Source organism: Pseudomonas sp. B22129 (assembly GCF_044218875.1).
Lineage (GTDB): Bacteria > Pseudomonadota > Gammaproteobacteria > Pseudomonadales > Pseudomonadaceae > Aquipseudomonas.
The window spans coordinates 6,667,103-6,684,060 of the sequence record NZ_CP162592.1 but is presented as its reverse complement, the minus strand read 5'-3'; the positions used below and the strand labels follow the sequence as shown (position 1 = coordinate 6,684,060).

The following is a 16,958-nucleotide window of genomic DNA, read 5'->3' as shown; positions in this document are numbered from 1 at the left end:
TTACAACAGGCTGATGGGATAGCTGACAATCAACCGGTTCTCGTCGAACTCATTGTTGCTGTAGTCGCGGCGCATGCTGGAGTTGCGCCAGCGCAGGTTGAGGTTTTTCAGGGTACCGCTTTGCACGGTGTAGCCCAGTTCACTTTCGCGGCCCCATTCCTTGCCGTCGGTGATGGTGCCGGTGTGCACGTTGCTGCCGCTGATGTAGCGGTTCATCAAGGTCAGGCCCGGTACGCCGAGGACCACGAAGTTGAAATCGTGGCGCACTTGCCAGGATTTTTCCTGGGCGTTGTCATAGCTGGCGTTGTAACTGTCGTTGGCCAGGGTGCCGCCGCTGGTGCCATTGACGCGCATCCACGCACTGTTGCCGGTGAGTTTTTGCAAGCCGACGTAGAAGGTGTTGCCACCGTAACGGGCGGAGAACAGGCCGGACCAGGTCTTGTTGTCGAGGTCACCTGCGCGGGCGCTGCCGTCGTCCTTGCCGTAGAAGAACCCGAGATTGGCGCCCAGGGTCCAGTCGCCCAGCGGCTGGCTGTGGATCAGGTTGACGAACTGCTGGCGGTAGATGTCCTTGAGCTGGGCATTCCACAGGCCGATCTGGGTGCGTTTGTCGTTGAACGCATACTCGCCGCCCTGGAAGTTGAAGCGGTCGGAGGTGAAGGCGGTTTTCCCGAACATCGACAGGTCGCTCATGCTGCTGTCGTCACGTGGGCTGTTGGCGCGGAACTGGCCGCCGTAAAGGGTCAGGCCGTCGATTTCCTTTGAGGTGATTTGCCCGCCGCGCAGGGTTTGCGGCAGCGAGCGGCCGTCGTCTGAACGCAGGATCGGCAGCACCGGCATCCACTCGCCGACCTTCAGTTCAGTCTTCGACATTCGCGCTTTGAACGCCACGCCGAGGCGCCCGAAATTGTCCGCCGGGCGGCCGTCGTGGTCCAGCGGCAGCAGTTGGGTGCCACCGGTGCCGCGTCCGCCATCAAGCTTTTCGGAGTACAGACCCAACACATCCAGACCGAAACCCACCGTACCCTGAGTGAAGCCGGATTTGGCGTCGAGAATGAAACTTTGCGTCCACTCCTGTGCGCCGCCCTGGGCTTTGGTGGGGTTGGTGTAGTTGCGGTTGAAGAAGAAGTTGCGCAGGTTGAGGTTGGCGCTGGCGTCTTCGAGAAAGCCGTGCTCTTCGGCGACGACGGGCAGGGCAAGACTGACGACAGCGGTTGCCAGCAACAGCTGGCGCGGGTGCAAAGTGCTCATGGCGAGGGACCTGTTGTTATTGGGGTTATGCAGGTGCCGGCCATGGTGCGTGGCGGTGCGGGGGCGATGAAAGTGGGGGAGAGCGGGTTGTGGGCGATGATCGAACGCAAGTTACAGCGTGTGTCATAGGCATGGCCCGGGCATAAAAAAACCGCTTCCGGTGAGGGAGGCGGTTTTGTCTACAACGCTGCTATCAGAACAACTTCAGCGGCGGAGCCTGTTCTTTCAACGGCTCGTTCTTCGCGGTCTGCTCGTTCCAGCCACCGCCGAGGGCCTTATACAGGTTGACCTCGCTGTTGAGCTGCGCCAGGCGGTCGGTGATCAGCGATTGCTGGGCACTGAACAGTTGGCGCTGGGCGTCGAGGAAGGTCAGGTTGCTGTCGACACCAATGCGGTAGCGACGCTCGGCCAGGCGGTAGTAATCCTGGTTGGCCGCGACGAAGCCACGTTGGGCGTCCAGTTGCTGCTTGTAGGTCTCACGCGCGGCGAGGCCGTCGGACACTTCCTGGAAGCCGGTCTGAATCGCCTTCTCGTAGTTGGCCACGTTGATCTCTTTCTGGATCTTCGAGTAGTCCAGGCTTGCGCGCAGGCTACCGGCGTTGAAGATCGGGATGTTGATCTGCGGGGCAAACGACCAGGTACCCGAACCGCCTTTGAACAGGCCGCCCAGGGTCGGGCTGGCGGTACCGGCGCTGGCGGTCAGGCTGATGCTCGGGAAGAACGCTGCACGGGCCGCGCCGATATTGGCGTTGGCCGCTTTCAGGTTGTACTCGGCCTGCACGATGTCAGGGCGACGTTGCAGCAGGTCCGATGGCAACCCGGCCGGGACTTCGCTGAGCAGGTCATCCGAGAGCGGTTTGCTGGTGATGTTGGCCGGCAGGCCGGTGCCCAGCAACAGGGTCAGGCTGTTTTCGTCCTGGGCCACCTGGCGCGTATACCGGGCAAGCTGAACGCGGGCGTTTTCCACCGAGGTACGTGCCTGGCTGAGGTCGAGGGCCGAGGCCACGCCGACTTCGTTGCTGCGCGAGGTCAGCTTGTAGCTTTGCTCGAACGCGCCGAGGGTGTCCTGGGTCAGCTTGAGCAGCTCCTTGTCGGCCTGCCAGGTCAGGTAGGCATTCGCCACGCTGGCCACCAGGCTGATCTGGGTGCTGCGCCGTGCTTCTTCAGTGGCGAAGTACTTTTGCAGGGCTTCTTCACTCAAGCTGCGCACGCGACCGAACAGGTCCAGCTCATACGAACTGATCCCCAGGCCGGCCGAGTACTGGCTGCTGATGTTGGCTTCGCCGCTTTGCGACAGCTTGGCCGGAGTACGCGAGCGGCTGCCGCTGCCCGTGGCCGAGACGGCCGGGAACAGGTCGGCACGCTGGATCTGGTACTGCGCGGCGTAAGCGTCGATGTTCAGGGCCGCGACACGCAGGTCACGGTTGTTCACCAGTGCGGTCTGGATCAGCTGTTGCAGGGCAGGATCATGGAAAAACTGCTTCCAGCCCTGCTCGGCAGCGGCCTGGCCCGGCGCCTGGGCCGACGAATACGCCGGCCCCTGCGGGAACTGTGCGGCCACCGGCGCTTCGGGGCGCTGATAGTCAGGTATCAGCGAGCAGCCACTGAGCACGAATGCGGTGACGGCTAAGGAAAGTAGCGACTTGCTCATTGGCCAGCCTCTTTAGGAGTTTCAGTAGTGTCTTTCTTTTTACGTTCGCCGGCCGAGGACACGGTTGCATAGAACAGTGGCACCCAGAAGATCGCCAGCACAGTGGCCGTGATCATACCGCCAATTACGCCGGTACCGATGGCGTGCTGGCTGCCTGAACCGGCACCGGTGGAAATCGCCAGTGGCAATACGCCGAGCATGAACGCCATGGACGTCATGATGATCGGGCGCAGACGCATGCGGGACGCTTCGATAGCCGCCTCGACGATGCCTTTGCCCTGCTCATGCAGCTCTTTGGCGAACTCCACGATCAGGATGGCGTTTTTCGCCGCCAGACCCACCGTTACCAGCAAGCCCACCTGGAAGAACACGTCGTTGGACAGCCCGCGCAGGCTGGTGGCGATCAGTGCACCGATCACACCCAACGGCACCACCAGGACGACTGCAATCGGGATCGACCAGCTTTCGTACAGGGCCGCGAGGCACAGGAACACGACCAGCAGCGACAAGGCATACAGCGCAGGTGCCTGGGAGCCGGACAGACGTTCTTCGTACGACAGACCGGTCCACGAGTAACCAACACCCGCCGGCAAGTCTTTGGCAATGCGCTCGACTTCCGCCATTGCGTCACCGGTACTGTAGCCAGGTGCCGGGGTACCGAGGATTTCCATCGCCGCTACACCGTTATAACGCGAGAGTTTGGGCGAGCCGTAGATCCACTTGCCCGACGAGATTGCCGACAACGGCACCATCTTCCCGTCATTGCTGCGCACGTACCATTTGTCCAGGTCTTCCGGCGACATCCGGCTGGCTGCATCACCCTGTACATACACCTTCTTCACACGGCCACGGTCGATGAAGTCGTTGATGTAGCTGCCACCCAAGGCAATCGCCAGGGTCTGCTGGATATCCGCGAGGCTGATGCCCTGAGCACTGGCTTTCTCGTCATCGACGGTCAGTTCGTACTGAGGTTCATCGTTCACGCCGTTAGGACGTACGCCCGCCAGGATCTTGCTTTGTGCCGCCGCACCCAGGAACTGGTTACGGGCCGCCATCAGCTTGTCGTGGCCAACGCCACCCTGGTCTTGCAGGAACACGTCGAAACCGGTGGCGTTACCCAGTTCCAGAACCGAAGGCGGCACGATGGCAAATACCATGGCGTCCTTGAAGGCTCCGAAGAAGTAACCTTGGGCACGCTTGGCCACCTCAAACACCGACTGGGTCGAATCACGCTCGCCCCACGGTTTGAGCATCACGAATGCAAGGCCCGAACTCTGACCACGACCTGCGAAGTTGAAGCCGTTTACGGTAAATACCGATTTCACGGCCTTGCCTTCACCTGGCTCGCCTTCCTTGTCGTGCAGCAGGAAGGCACGCATGTCGTCGATGACTTTCTGCGTACGTTCAGCCGACGAACCGACCGGCGTCTGCACCTGGGCGAAGATCACACCCTGGTCTTCCTCGGGGAGGAACGCGCTTGGAATACGCGTGAACATCCAGATCATGCCGGCGAAGATCAGGATATAAACCAGGAACGCTGGAATCTTGTGCTTGATCATGCCGCCCACGCCGCGCTCGTACTTGAGTACGCCGCTGTCGAAGGTGCGGTTGAACCAGCCAAAGAAACCACGCTTGGGTTGGCCGTGTTTCTCGGGGTCAATCGGCTTGAGCATGGTGGCGCACAGGGCCGGGGTGAAGATCAGGGCGACCAGTACCGACAGGGCCATCGCCGACACAATGGTGATGGAGAACTGCCGGTAGATCACACCCGTGGAACCACCGAAGAACGCCATCGGCAACAGTACCGCCGACAGCACCAGGGCAATACCCACCAGGGCGCCCTGGATCTGGCCCATGGACTTGATCGTCGCCTCTTTAGGCGACAGGTGTTCCTCGGCCATTACCCGTTCGACGTTTTCCACCACGACGATGGCATCGTCCACCAGCAAGCCGATGGCCAGGATCATGCCGAACATGGTCAGGGTGTTGATGGTGAAGCCCGCTGCCGCCAGGATCCCGAAGGTACCCAGCAATACCACCGGTACGGTCATGGTGGTGATGATGGTGGCGCGGAAGTTCTGCAGGAACAGGAACATCACCAGGAACACCAGCACGATCGCTTCGACCAGGGTGTCAACAACACCGGAGATCGACTCGGTCACCACTGGGGTGGTGTCATAGGGCACCACCGCCTTCATGCCTGGCGGGAAGAATGGTTCCAGGGACGCCACGGTGGCACGGATGGCCTTGCCGGTGTCCAGGGCGTTAGCGCCTGCAGCCAGCTTGATCGCCATGCCGGAGGCCGGCTTGCCGTTGAACTGCGCACTGATGCTGTAGTTCTGGCCGCCCAGTTCAATGCGGGCAACGTCACGCAGGCGTACTTGCGAGCCGTCGGCATTGACCTTCATCAGGATCTTGCCGAACTCTTCAGCCGATTGCAGACGCGTCTTGCCGATGATGGTGGCGTTCAGCTGGGTGCCGGGCAGGGCAGGCAGGCCACCGAGTTGACCGGTTGCTACCTGAACGTTCTGCGCCTGAATCGCGCTGCTGACATCCACCGGCGTGAGCTGGAAGTTGTTCAACTTGGCCGGGTCGAGCCAGATACGCATGGCGTATTGCGAACCGAAGACCTGGAAGTCACCTACACCCGCGGTACGCGAGATCGGGTCCTGGATGTTGGACACGATGTAGTTGGACAGGTCGTCCTTGGTCATGCTGCCGTCTTCCGACACCAGACCGATCACCATCAGGAAGTTCTTCACCGACTTGGTCACGCGGATACCCTGTTGCTGCACTTCTTGCGGCAGCAGCGGGGTCGCCAGGTTCAGCTTGTTCTGCACCTGTACCTGGGCGATGTCCGGGTTGGTACCCTGGTTGAACGTCGCGGTGATGGTCATGCTGCCGTCGGAGTTACTGTCCGAGGCTACGTAACGCAGGTTGTCGATACCGTTGAGCTGTTGCTCGATCACCTGCACCACGGTGTCCTGCACGGTTTGTGCGGATGCGCCCGGGTAGGTCACCTGGATATCGATGGCGGTCGGCGCGATGGCCGGGTATTGGTTGATGGGCAACTTCAGGATCGACAGTGCCCCGACCAGCATGATCACCAGGGCAATTACCCAGGCAAAAATGGGACGGTCGATAAAAAATTTCGACATGGATTACTCCCCTTTACCAGCAGCGGCAGCAGGCGCTGCGGCACTTCCGGCGGGTTTGGCGTTGTCAGCGTCCTTGACCTTGACCTCGATGCCCGGCTTGATGAATTGCAGGCCTTCGGTAATCACGCGGTCACCGGCGTCCAGCCCTTTCTCCACCAGCCAGTAGGCGCCGGCAGTACGGTTGGCGACCAATACGCGTTGCTCGACCTTGTTGTCCTTGTTCACGATCAGCGCAGTCGGGATGCCCTTGAGGTCGCGGGTCACGCCTTGCTGAGGTGCCAGGATGGCCTTGCTGTTCACGCCGGCTTGCAACTGGGCGTGCACGAACATGCCCGGCAGCAGGGTGTGGTCAGGGTTGGGGAACACGGCGCGCAGGGTCACGGAGCCGGTGGTCTGGTCGACCGACACTTCGGAGAATTCCAGCTTGCCGTCCTGGCCGTAAGAACTGCCGTCTTCCAGGGTCAGCTTGACCTTGGCGGCGTTGTCGCCGGCTTTTTGCAGCTGGCCACTTTCCAGGTCGCGGCGCAGTTTCAGCATTTCAGCCGAAGACTGCGTGACGTCGACATAGATCGGGTCCAGTTGCTGGATCACGGCCATGGCATCGGTCTGGCCATTGCTGACCAGCGCGCCTTCGGTCACCGAAGAACGGCCGATACGCCCGGAGATCGGCGCGAACACTTTGGTGTAGCGCACGTTGATCTGGGCGGTTTGAACGTTTGCTTCAGCGGTCATGCGGTTGGCGACGGCGGTGTCGTATTCCTGGCGGCTGACGGCCTGCTCATCGACCAACTGCTTGTAGCGGTCGGTGATGGACTTGGTCTGGGTCAGGCTCGCCTGCGCGCTTTTCAGGGTGGCGTCATACACCGACGGGTCGATCTGGTAGAGCTGTTGCCCTTCCTTCACGTCGGCGCCTTCCTTGAACAGGCGCTTGAGAATGATGCCGTTGACCTGAGGGCGAACTTCCGCGATGCGGTAAGCCGTGGTGCGGCCCGGCAGTTCGGAGGTCAGGGTAAAGGCTTGCGGTTGAATGGTGACCACGCCGACCTGAGGGGTTTGAGCGGGCGGAGCCGCTTCTTCCTTTTTACATCCGCTGAGCAGCGATGCCAGGGCGACGGCAGTGACCAGAGCGGTAACAGCTGGCTTAAGTTGCATGAAGATCCTCGGGTCAGGCGCGCACAGTGCGCACAAGAAGTGTGGAAGGGTAAAAAACAAGCTGTGAGTAGATAAGTAGCTTGCTACGCAATATACTTACGTTCATGGTTGTTTGTAAACTCTTGACAGGCAGCGCGGAATGTTGACAAAGCAACGCCCGAAGCCTCGATTTTAGTACGTTCGGCGCCCATGACGGTGTCGTCCCACAATTATTCAGATGATGGTCAAGCACCATCCACAGTGTCCCGATTGAGGTTTTACTGCCATGGTTCGTCGCACCAAAGAGGAAGCTCAGGAAACGCGCAGCCAGATTCTCGATGCCGCCGAGCAAGCCTTCTATCAGCGCGGCGTCGCGCGCACCACGCTGGCGGACATCGCCACCCTGGCCGGCGTGACGCGGGGTGCCATCTATTGGCACTTCAGCAACAAGTCCGACCTGCTGCAGGCGCTGCTCGACACCCTGCACGAGCCTCTGGATGAGCTGGCGCGGGCGAGTGAAAGCGAGGATGAAGTCGACCCGCTGGGTTGCATGCGCAAGCTGTTGATTCGTCTCTATCATCAAGTGGCCCTTGACCCGAAAACCCGGCGCATCAACGAAATCCTGTTTCATAAGTGCGAGTTCACCGATGAGATGTGTGACATGCGGCGCCAACGTCAAACCCATAGCCTTGAGTGCAACCTGCGGATAGGCCTGACATTGCGCAACGCGGTCCATCGCGGGCAACTTCCGGAAAACCTGGACACCACGCGCGGTGCGGTGTGTATCCATGCCTTCATCCATGGCTTGATAGGCCAATGGCTGCTGGTGCCCGACAGTTTCCAACTGCATCAGGACGCCGAACGTTGGGTTGATGCAGGGCTGGACATGCTGCGCCTGAGCCCCAGCCTGCGCAATTAAGACAAAATGCGTAATTGCGTCCAGTTGTGTCAACAGTAAAGTCCAGAGACAGTCAATCGTCCCTTTGCCTTATTGGTGGGGTGACTTTATATACGGGCTGGCGAAGGGTTGATAGGTAGCCGCCTAAGTATTTTGTAGCAATATTGTTGCAAGGCTGTGAAGGAGTGTTTCCCGGCCGCCCCCAAACCCAAAATGTGAGGCTGGTAGGGAGAGTGGGCTTGTGTGGGAGCTGGCTCCCACACAAGCCCTGCACCCACATGGCAGCTCTGGCGTTTTCCAGTGCGTAATAAAAAGCCCCGATTCTTGCGAACCGGGGCTTTTTGCGTTTCAGGTGATTACAACGCCAGCGTCGGGTAGTCGATGTAACCGACCGGGCCTTTGCCGTAGAAGGTTTCCGGGTGCGGTTCGTTCAGCGGCGCATCGGCCTTCAAGCGAGCCGGCAGGTCCGGGTTGGCAATGAACGGTACGCCGAAGGCCACCGCGTCTGCTTTGCCGGCGGCCAGCCACGCATTGGCGCTGTCCTTGGTGAAGCGTTCGTTGGCGATGTACGGGCCGCCGAAGGCTTTTTTCAGTTGCGGGCCAAGGCTGTCACCGGCTTCTTTTTCGCGCGAGCAAATGAAGGCGATGCCGCGCTTGCCCAGTTCGCTGGCGACGTAGGTGAAGGTTTCCGCCAGGTTGTCGTCGCCCATGTCGTGGGAGTCGGCGCGTGGTGCCAGGTGCACACCCACGCGGCCCGCGCCCCAGACTTCGATGGCGGCGTCCGTTACTTCCAGCAGCAGGCGTGCACGGTTTTCCAGGGAGCCGCCATAGTTGTCGGTGCGCTTGTTGGTGCTGCTTTGCAGGAACTGGTCGAGCAGGTAGCCGTTGGCGCCATGGATTTCCACGCCGTCAAAGCCTGCGGCCTTGGCGTTCTCGGCACCGGTGCGGTAGGCGTCGACGATGTCGGCGATTTCAGCGGTTTCCAGCGCGCGCGGGGTTGGGTAGTCGGCCAGTGGGCGAACCAGGCTGACGTGGCCTTTAGGCTGGATCGCGCTTGGGGCCACCGGGCTTTCGCCGTTCAGGTAGGACTCATGGGAAATACGGCCCACGTGCCACAGTTGCAGGAAGATCTTGCCGCCGGCGCCATGAATGGCCTTGGTGACATTGGCCCAGCCGCGCACCTGGTCGTTGGACCAGATACCCGGGGTGTCCGGGTAGCCCACGCCCAGCGGCGTTACGGAAGTGGCTTCGCTGAGGATCAGCCCGGCGGAGGCACGCTGTACGTAGTACTCGGCCATCAGCGCGTTGGGCACGCGACCTTCATCGGCGCGGCAACGGGTCAGCGGCGCCATGATGATGCGGTTGGACAATTCCAGGTCGCCCAGTGTGATCGGATCGAAAATAGTCGTCATGGGATAACACCCTTCTCTTTAAGTGGATTGATCAGTTGGTCGCAGGGGCCAGGTCGGCATTGCCGCCCTGACGGAAAGTAATCAGGGTCACCAGCAGGGCCAGGATCGCCAGGGCCGCCGCGGCCAGCGGCACGCTGGTCAGGCCGAAACCGTGGGCAATCACCGTGCCGCCGACCCAGGCGCCGAGGGCGTTGCCGATGTTGAAAGCGCCGATGTTCAGGGTGGACACCAGGTTCGGTGCCGCCTTGCCGAAGGTCACCACATTGATCTGCAGCGCAGGCACGGCGGCAAACGCGGCGGTGGCCCACAGGAACAGGGTGATTTCAGTCGGGATCAGCGCGGCGCTGGTCCAGGTCAGCACCGTGGACACCACCGCCATGCTGATGAACACACCGATCAGGGTGGCCGACAGGCGTTTGTCTGCCAGTTTGCCGCCGATGATGTTGCCCACGGTGAGGCCCAGGCCGATCAGCAGCAGAGTCCAGGTCACGCCTCTGGGCGACACGCCGGTGACATCGCCCAGCAGCGGCGCAACATAAGTAAAGAGGGTGAACATGGACGCGGAAAACAGCGCGGTCATGGTCAGCGACAGCCAGATGCCGGCGCCCTTGAGGGCTTTGAGTTCGGCGCGCATGTCGAGTTTTTCTTCGTCTCGCTTGGCGGGCAGGAAGCGGATCAGGCCGATCAGCGCGATCACGCCAATCACCGTTACAGCCCAGAAGGTCGAACGCCAGCCGGCCTGTTGGCCCAGCGCGGTGCCCAGCGGCACACCGAGCACGTTGGCCAGGGTCAGGCCGGTGAACATCAAAGCCACGGCCGACGCACGTTTGTTGGCCGGCACCAGGTTGGCGGCGACTACCGAACCGATACCAAAGAAGGCACCGTGGCACAGCGCGGTGACCACACGGGCAAACATCAGCACGTTGTAGTCACTGGCCAGGGCGCAGAGCAGGTTGCCGATAATGAAAATGCCCATCAGCGCTACCAGGGCGGCCTTGCGCGGCAGCCTGGCGGTGGCCAGTGCCATGAACGGCGCGCCGATGGCCACGCCCAGGGCGTAGCCGGTGACCAGCCAGCCGGCGCCGGGAATCGACACGCCGAGGTCCGCCGCCACATCGGGCAGCAAGCCCATGATGACGAACTCGGTGGTGCCGATGGCGAAGGCGCTCAGGGCCAGTATGAGTAGCGAGAGGGGCATGATGGTTTCCTTGTTACAACGCTGCGTTGTCGGCAGCGCTGAGTTCTATAGTGAGCGCGGCGAGGAAGGCCTGGATGGTGTCCTCGTTGCGTTTGAAAAAGTGCCACTGCCCGGCCTTCTGGCTGCTGATCAAACCCGCCCGTTGCAGCGTGGCCAGGTGGGCCGACACGGTTGACTGCGACAAGCCGCAGCGCTGGTCGATCTGCCCGGCGCAGATGCCGTACTCGTGGTTGTGCACTTGCTCGGGGAACTGCACTTTCGGATCTTTCAGCCAGGTGAGGATGTCTCGTCGTACTGGGTGTGCCAGGGCTTTTATTATTTCGTCGAGGTCGATGGACATGGCGGTTGCTCGGTTTCGTAAAGCGTTATATCGCGATGAGGCGAACTTTAAATCGGTCTATCCCGATATACCAATATGATTTTGGTCTTAAACCAGATTGAATCGGTATATCGGGTTATAACGATACGTGAGTGGCAGTGGTAGACTGCGCGCCATGAATTATCTCGCACATCTGCACCTGGGCGGCCAACTTCCTGCGCAACTGCTGGGCAGCCTCTATGGCGATTTCGTCAAAGGCCGCCTGCAGGGCCAGTTCAGCCCGCAAATCGAGGCGGCAATCCAGCTGCATCGTTCGATCGACCGCTTCACCGACAGCCACCCGCTGGTGGGGGAGGCGTTGTCGCGCTTTCGCCTGACGCGCAAGCGGTATGCCGGGATCGTGCTCGATGTGTTTTTCGACCATTGCCTGGCACGGGACTGGGCGTTGTATGCCGACCAGCCACTGGAGCGCTTTACGTCGCAGGTGTACCGCGTGCTGGCGGCCGAGCCGCAGCTGCCGGGGCGGCTGGCGCAGATTGCACCCTGGATGGCGGCGGATGACTGGCTGGGCTCTTACCGCGAGTTTGCGGTGATGGAGCAGGTGCTGCGCGGGATTTCGCGGCGGCTGACACAGCCGCAGGAACTGGGGTTTGCGATGCAGGAGTTGCGCGAGCTGTATGAGCCGCTGAGTGAAGACTTTCGGATTTTCTATCCTGAATTGCAAGAATTTGCACAGGCCCAACTGACTGCGGAGATCTAAATGTGGGAGCGGGCTTGCTCGCGAAGGCGGTGTATCAGTCAGCCTATTTGTTACTGACAGACCGCATTCGCGAGCAAGCCCGCTCCCACATTTGAACAGTGTTCACTTAAGGTCACGCGGCGAATGCAGGCCGAGCATCTACATGCTCTGCTTCCGGCACCGGCCCAAACAGCACTGTCTGCACGGCCTGCTGTGCCTGAAACGCCAGCGCTGCACGTTCCTGCCCGGCACAGGCAATCGGCTTGAGCACATGAATTTCCACATCACCCTGATCATTGCCAAACAGGCGCATCAGGTGCGAGAGCAAATCATCATCGCCAATAAATGGCGCCAGCGCGTCGACTTGCCCATCACGCAGGTAACGAATCGCCACGGGTTGCAGCGACACATCGGCATCAATCGCGCTGGCCAGCAAACGCCCGTGGAAGGTGCGCAGGCTGCGCCCGTCGGTGGTGGTGCCTTCGGGGAACATCAGCAGCGGGTGCTGTTGCTCCAGGTGGCGAGTCATCTGCTTGCGGATCAACTGGCTGTCACCCGAACCGCGGCGAATAAACAGGCTGCCCGCCTTGGCCGCCAACCAGCCGGCCACCGGCCAGGTGCGCACTTCGGCCTTGGACAGAAACGACATCGGCGCCACGGCGCCCAGCAGTGGAATATCGGTCCAGGACACGTGATTGCTGACCCACAGCATCGGCTGCGTCGGCAGTTCACCGTGTACCGTCACGCGAAAGGGCAGGGCGTTGGTCAGCCGCGCCATGAAAAACCGCGACCAGCGTTGGCGCCGCACCATCGAGTTGGCAATGCCCATACGCTCGAACACACCAAACACACTGGCCATGCTCAACCCCAGCGCCACCACCAGCAGCACGCGGGCAATGCGCCCGTACACGCGCAGGCGGCTCATTACATGGCCGCCTTGAAGTGGCGGGCGTAACGCGGGCACAACTCATCGCGCTTGAGCAGGATGAACACGTCGGCCACCTGGAAATCTTCGTCCCAGCACGGTTCGCCGCAGATCTTTGCGCCCAGGCGCATGTAGGCCTTGAGCAGCGGCGGCATTTCGGCGATGACGTTGGACGGCAGGTCCAGCGCGGGCAGCGGCTTTTTAGGTTCGGCGCGCAGGTGCTCGTTGCACAGGTAGCGCTCGCGCAGGCGCTGCATGATCGCGTGGGCCTGGATGCCGCCGTCGTGCATCGGGATGCTCGCGCAGCCCATCAGGTAGCTGTAGCCGCCCTGGTTGAGCACTTCGGCCAATTCGCCCCACAACACGGCTATGGTGCCGCCGTTGCGGTAAGCCGGGTCGACGCAGGTGCGGCCGATTTCCAGGATCGGGCCCTGCAAGTGCAGCAAGCCGTGCAGGCTGAATTCTTCTTCGCTGTAGAACCGGCCCAGGGTGCTGGCGGCCTGATGGTCCAGCAAACGGGTGGTGGCCACCAGTCGACCGCTGTTCATATCCCGCACGCCGATGTGGCTGCAGTGAACATCATAATCATCCATGTCCAAGCCGTGTTCTGCGCCCTTCAGCTTGGCGTTGAACTCGCCGCTGAAAACGTTGAAACGCAGGGCCTGGGCTTCTTGCAAGGCCTTCGCGCCGATCAGGCGTTCGGCTTGCAGGCGGCGTTCATTGCCGGTGTCGCTGATGCGGGCGATCTGAGTCATGGCGAATCTCCGAGTGCCGGCCACTTACCGGCCGGTCGACTTGTTTGTCCAAACTCAGGCTATGTAGGCTCGGTGTCAGCTCCATGAAGTTACGGTGACGGTTGGATGACAGGGGTTTTGGCTGCGGGGTTATCCGCCATCAGCCGAATAACGGGCACGTACACACAAACCCGTAACAAAACCGTCACCCACCTCGTCTAGCCTCGCGGGCACGAATGCCCCCTTGATCGAGTCAGCGTCCATGCTCAGAGGCCTGTTGTGTGTTGCCTTGTTGTTGGTCACCGTTACCGCCCAAGCCGAAACCTGGCCCGACAAGGACTGGGCCAAAGGCACTCCCCTCACAGGCCCCGCCGTCGACGCCCTGGACGCTTACGCATTCCCCAAGCGTGACGACGCCACTCGCCAAGGCATCCGCACCGACGCGCTGCTGGTGATCCGCGACGGTCAAATCATCTACGAACGCTACGGCGCGCCTACCACCGCCGCCACGCCTCACCTCACCTGGTCTGTCAGCAAAAGCATCATGGCGACGGTATTGGGCGTGGCCTACGGCGAAAACCGCTTCAAACTCACCGACCCCGCCGCGCGCTTCTTCCCGCCGATGAAACAGCACCCCAAAGTCACCATGGCCGACCTGCTGCACTGGGCCTCGGGTCTGGACTGGCAGGAAGACTACGAATACGCCCCGCTGAAATCCTCGGTGGTGGCGATGCTCTACACCCGTGGCCGCAGTGACATGGCCGACTTCGCGGCCGACACAGAAGCCGCCGCTGCACCGGGCCAGGCGTTTCGTTATTCCAGTGGCGACAGCAACATCCTCTCTGCCACCCTCAAAGGCATGCTGGGCCACAAGGCTTATATGAGCTACCCGTGGGATGCGCTGTTCAAGCCGCTGGGCATTCATAACGCCACCTGGGAAACCGACGCTGACGAAACCTTCGTCGCCTCGTCCTACGCCTACCTCACCGCCCGTGACCTGGCGCGCGTCGGGCTGTTGATGGCACGGGACGGCCGCTGGGGCGATCAACAATTGGTGCCCAAGGACTGGGTCGCCTTCAACCGCCAGCCCTTCGATAAATACCGGGCCGGCCAAGACGAAGCCGTCGCCGGCGGCCAATGGTGGCTCAACCGCGAAGTGCAGGGCGCTGCCCGGCCCTGGCCCGACGCCCCTGCCGACACCTTCGCCGCCCTCGGCCACTGGGGCCAGGCGCTGTTTGTGCTGCCCGACGAACACCTGGTGATCGTGCGTTACGGCGACGACCGTGATGGCACTTACCGCCACAACGAACTCCTCAAGCGCGTACTCGCGGCGGTGCAACCATGATTCGTCGTCGACCGTTTACCAGCCTGTTTCTGCTGCTGTTGCTCGCCTTGCTGGGGTGGATCTGGCACGAGCGCGTCAACCTGCAAGCCTTTCCCGACATCATTGCGGCGTACACGGCCAAGGAGTATTGCTCGTGCCGCTATGTGGAGAACAACCCCGCCGAATATTGCCGTGGGTATGTGAAGCAGTACGTGCCGACCAGCGCGTTCAGCGATAACCCGGAGCGCAGTGAAGTCACCGCCAGTGGGTTGGGCCGTACGCATACGGCGCGTTGGTTAGGCGACCGTCAAGGCTGCCGCCTCAACCCCTGACACCCCGCACTTTTCTTGTGGGAGCCAGCTCCCACACAAACCTGCTCCCCACACAAGCCAGCTCCCACATTGGATTTGCGCCGCTCGTGAGATTGCGCTTAAGGTTCGGACAGGTTTTTTGCCCATGAGTCTTTATGTTCAACGTCAAACCCCTGGCCTTCGCGCTGCTGGCCGCCGCCGCTGTGCCTGCCCATGCCGATTGGTACCTGGATAACGAATCCTCGCGCCTGTCGTTGGTCACTACCAAAAACACCGAGGTCGCTGAAGTCCAGCGCTTCCTGGTGTTGCACGGCAAGGTCGACAGCCAGGGCACGGCGCAGCTGGAAGTGGAGCTGGAGTCGATCAACAGCGGCATCCCGCTGCGTGACGAGCGCATGCGCAATGACTTGTTTGAGATCAAAACTTTCCCCGAAGCGCTGATCAGCGCACAGATCAACCTGCAACCCATCAACGACCTGGCCCCCGGCGCACAGATCGAGCTGCGCCTGCCGTTGTCCGTCACCCTGCATGGCAAAACCCGGACCTACAGCGCCGAGCTTCTGGCCACGCGCCTGGATGACCGACGCTTTCAGGTCGTGACGCTGGAGCCGGTGGTGTTGCATGCCGAAGATTTTGATCTGGCGCCGGGCGTAGCTACGTTGCGCAAAGCGGCCGGGCTGAAGTCGATCAGTTTGTCGGTGCCGGTGGGTGCGGTGCTGATCTTCACGGCGCGCTGACATGAGCGGCGCAGTGTTTCCGTGGCGCAGCGCCAACCGTTTCGAGTTGCTGATCGACGGGCCGGTGTTCTTTCCGCAGATGCTGGTGGGTATCGCCCGCGCCGAGCAGCAGGTTGATCTTGAGTTGTACCTGGTGGAAGCCGGGGCCTGTGCAGAGGCCATGGTGCAAGCGTTGGTGCTCGCCGCCGAACGTGGTGTGCGGGTGCGTTGCCTGTTTGATGATTACGGCAGCCTCGCGTTTACCCTGGGCCTGCGTAAACGCTTGACCGATGCCGGTGTGGAACTGCGCTTCTACAATCGCCTGAGCTGGCGGCGCTGGATGCGCAACTTGTATCGCGACCATCGCAAGCTGTGGCTGATCGACCAGAACGTGGCTGTGGTCGGCGGCACCGGCGTGACCGACGAATTCTGGACGCCGGGCCAGGACACTGCCGACTGGCACGAAGTGATGGTGCAGATCAGCGGCCCGCTGGTGCTGGACTGGCAGGCGCTGTTCGACCGCCAATGGCACGCCAACGCCGCGCGCCGGGAGTGGAAGCCAGCCACCCATTTCGGCCTGCCGCGTTTGCCCAAAGTGCCGGCGACCGGTCCGGGCCTGGGCCGGGTGGCGTATGCCGACGCTCGCCAGCACCGTGACATCCTGCAATCACTGATCCGCGCCTTGAACAGCAGCCAGCAACGCATCTGGCTGGCCACGCCGTATTTTCTGCCCACCTGGAGCGTGCGCCGGGCCTTGCGCCGCGCCGCCGGGCGCGGTGTGGATGTGCGTTTGCTGCTGACGGGCCCGCGCACCGATCACCCATCCGTGCGTTACGCCGGGCATCGTTATTACCCGCGCTTGCTACGTGCAGGCGTGCAGATCTTTGAATATCAGCCGTGCTTTCTGCACCTGAAAATGGTGCTGGTGGACGGTTGGGTCAGCGTCGGTTCATGCAACTTCGATCACTGGAATTTGCGCTTCAATCTGGAAGCCAATCTGGAGGCTCTGGACCCTGAGTTGGCGCTGGCGGTGGCGGGAAGTTTTGAACGGGATTTCGCCCAAAGCCAGGCCGTAAGCCTGGAGGCGTGGAAGACGCGGCCGTTGTGGCGACGGGTGAAGCAGCGAGTGTGGGGCTGGATCGACCGGTTGGTGGTCAACCTGCTGGATCGGCGGGGGTAGGGTACCCCCGC

At 61.5% G+C, this 16,958-nt stretch carries 15 protein-coding genes; 6 read left to right on the top strand and 9 right to left on the bottom strand.

Features of this window, described 5'->3' with window-relative positions:
* The 4 genes from AB4P94_RS30530 to AB4P94_RS30515 all read right to left on the bottom strand — a co-directional run bounded on the left by AB4P94_RS30530 (position 1) and on the right by AB4P94_RS30515 (position 7,212).
* Positions 1-1,251 carry an OprD family porin gene (locus AB4P94_RS30530; protein WP_395608773.1) on the bottom strand — a complete coding sequence of 417 codons (1,251 nt, stop codon included), beginning with the start codon at positions 1,249-1,251 and terminating at the stop codon, positions 1-3.
* Between the two features lie 193 nt (positions 1,252-1,444).
* A complete protein-coding gene (adeC, locus tag AB4P94_RS30525) occupies positions 1,445-2,902 on the bottom strand; it encodes an AdeC/AdeK/OprM family multidrug efflux complex outer membrane factor (RefSeq protein WP_395608772.1) in 1,458 nt (485 codons plus the stop codon).
* Positions 2,899-6,060: an efflux RND transporter permease subunit gene (locus AB4P94_RS30520; RefSeq protein ID WP_395608771.1), complete on the bottom strand. Its 3,162-nt coding sequence runs from the start codon at positions 6,058-6,060 to the stop codon at positions 2,899-2,901. Before AB4P94_RS30520 ends, adeC begins: the two co-directional genes overlap by 4 nt.
* Positions 6,061-6,063: 3 nt before the next feature.
* Complete coding sequence (locus AB4P94_RS30515) at positions 6,064-7,212, bottom strand: efflux RND transporter periplasmic adaptor subunit (RefSeq protein WP_395608770.1); 1,149 nt, start codon at positions 7,210-7,212, stop codon at positions 6,064-6,066.
* A gap of 265 nt (positions 7,213-7,477) precedes the next feature.
* Here AB4P94_RS30515 and AB4P94_RS30510 point away from each other — a divergent pair, with 265 nt between their 5' ends.
* On the top strand, positions 7,478-8,110 hold the full coding sequence (locus AB4P94_RS30510) for a TetR family transcriptional regulator (RefSeq protein ID WP_395608769.1): 633 nt from the start codon (positions 7,478-7,480) through the stop codon (positions 8,108-8,110).
* A gap of 335 nt (positions 8,111-8,445) precedes the next feature.
* Here the strand turns inward: AB4P94_RS30510 and AB4P94_RS30505 are convergent, their stop codons facing one another.
* The 3 genes from AB4P94_RS30505 to AB4P94_RS30495 are packed head-to-tail and all read right to left on the bottom strand — an operon-like array spanning position 8,446 to position 11,039.
* A complete protein-coding gene (locus tag AB4P94_RS30505) occupies positions 8,446-9,501 on the bottom strand; it encodes an alkene reductase (RefSeq protein WP_395608768.1) in 1,056 nt (351 codons plus the stop codon).
* Positions 9,502-9,532: 31 nt separating this feature from the next.
* Positions 9,533-10,699 carry an MFS transporter gene (locus AB4P94_RS30500; protein WP_395608767.1) on the bottom strand — a complete coding sequence of 389 codons (1,167 nt, stop codon included), beginning with the start codon at positions 10,697-10,699 and terminating at the stop codon, positions 9,533-9,535.
* 13 nt (positions 10,700-10,712) lie between these two features.
* Positions 10,713-11,039, bottom strand: coding sequence for an ArsR/SmtB family transcription factor (locus AB4P94_RS30495; RefSeq protein ID WP_395608766.1), 327 nt, complete (start codon positions 11,037-11,039; stop codon positions 10,713-10,715).
* 154 nt (positions 11,040-11,193) lie between these two features.
* On the opposite strand from AB4P94_RS30495, the gene AB4P94_RS30490 reads away from it, so the two are divergent.
* Positions 11,194-11,778, top strand: a complete 585-nt coding sequence (locus AB4P94_RS30490; RefSeq protein ID WP_395608765.1) for an ACP phosphodiesterase — start codon at positions 11,194-11,196, stop codon at positions 11,776-11,778.
* 112 nt (positions 11,779-11,890) lie between these two features.
* On the opposite strand, the gene AB4P94_RS30485 is transcribed toward AB4P94_RS30490, so the two are convergent.
* Together AB4P94_RS30485 and olsB are read right to left on the bottom strand one after the other, a co-directional pair.
* On the bottom strand, positions 11,891-12,682 hold the full coding sequence (locus AB4P94_RS30485; RefSeq protein WP_395608764.1) for a lysophospholipid acyltransferase family protein: 792 nt from the start codon (positions 12,680-12,682) through the stop codon (positions 11,891-11,893).
* Positions 12,682-13,437: an L-ornithine N(alpha)-acyltransferase gene (olsB, locus tag AB4P94_RS30480; protein WP_395608763.1), complete on the bottom strand. Its 756-nt coding sequence runs from the start codon at positions 13,435-13,437 to the stop codon at positions 12,682-12,684. Before olsB ends, AB4P94_RS30485 begins: the two co-directional genes overlap by 1 nt.
* Positions 13,438-13,678: 241 nt before the next feature.
* Here olsB and AB4P94_RS30475 point away from each other — a divergent pair, with 241 nt between their 5' ends.
* The 4 genes from AB4P94_RS30475 (at position 13,679) to AB4P94_RS30460 (ending at position 16,947) form a co-directional block, all read left to right on the top strand.
* Positions 13,679-14,761, top strand: a complete 1,083-nt coding sequence (locus AB4P94_RS30475; RefSeq protein ID WP_395608762.1) for a serine hydrolase domain-containing protein — start codon at positions 13,679-13,681, stop codon at positions 14,759-14,761.
* The gene (locus tag AB4P94_RS30470; RefSeq protein ID WP_177005967.1) at positions 14,758-15,072 is read left to right on the top strand and encodes an amidase; all 315 of its coding nucleotides are present in this window, start codon (positions 14,758-14,760) and stop codon (positions 15,070-15,072) included. The genes AB4P94_RS30475 and AB4P94_RS30470 overlap by 4 nt, the downstream gene beginning before the upstream one ends.
* 134 nt (positions 15,073-15,206) lie before the next feature.
* Positions 15,207-15,788, top strand: a complete 582-nt coding sequence (locus AB4P94_RS30465) for a YceI family protein (protein WP_395608761.1) — start codon at positions 15,207-15,209, stop codon at positions 15,786-15,788.
* 1 nt (position 15,789) lies between these two features.
* Entirely contained in the window at positions 15,790-16,947 is a 1,158-nt protein-coding gene (locus tag AB4P94_RS30460; RefSeq protein ID WP_395608760.1) for a phosphatidylserine/phosphatidylglycerophosphate/cardiolipin synthase family protein, read from the top strand.
* Positions 16,948-16,958 lie beyond the last annotated feature (11 nt).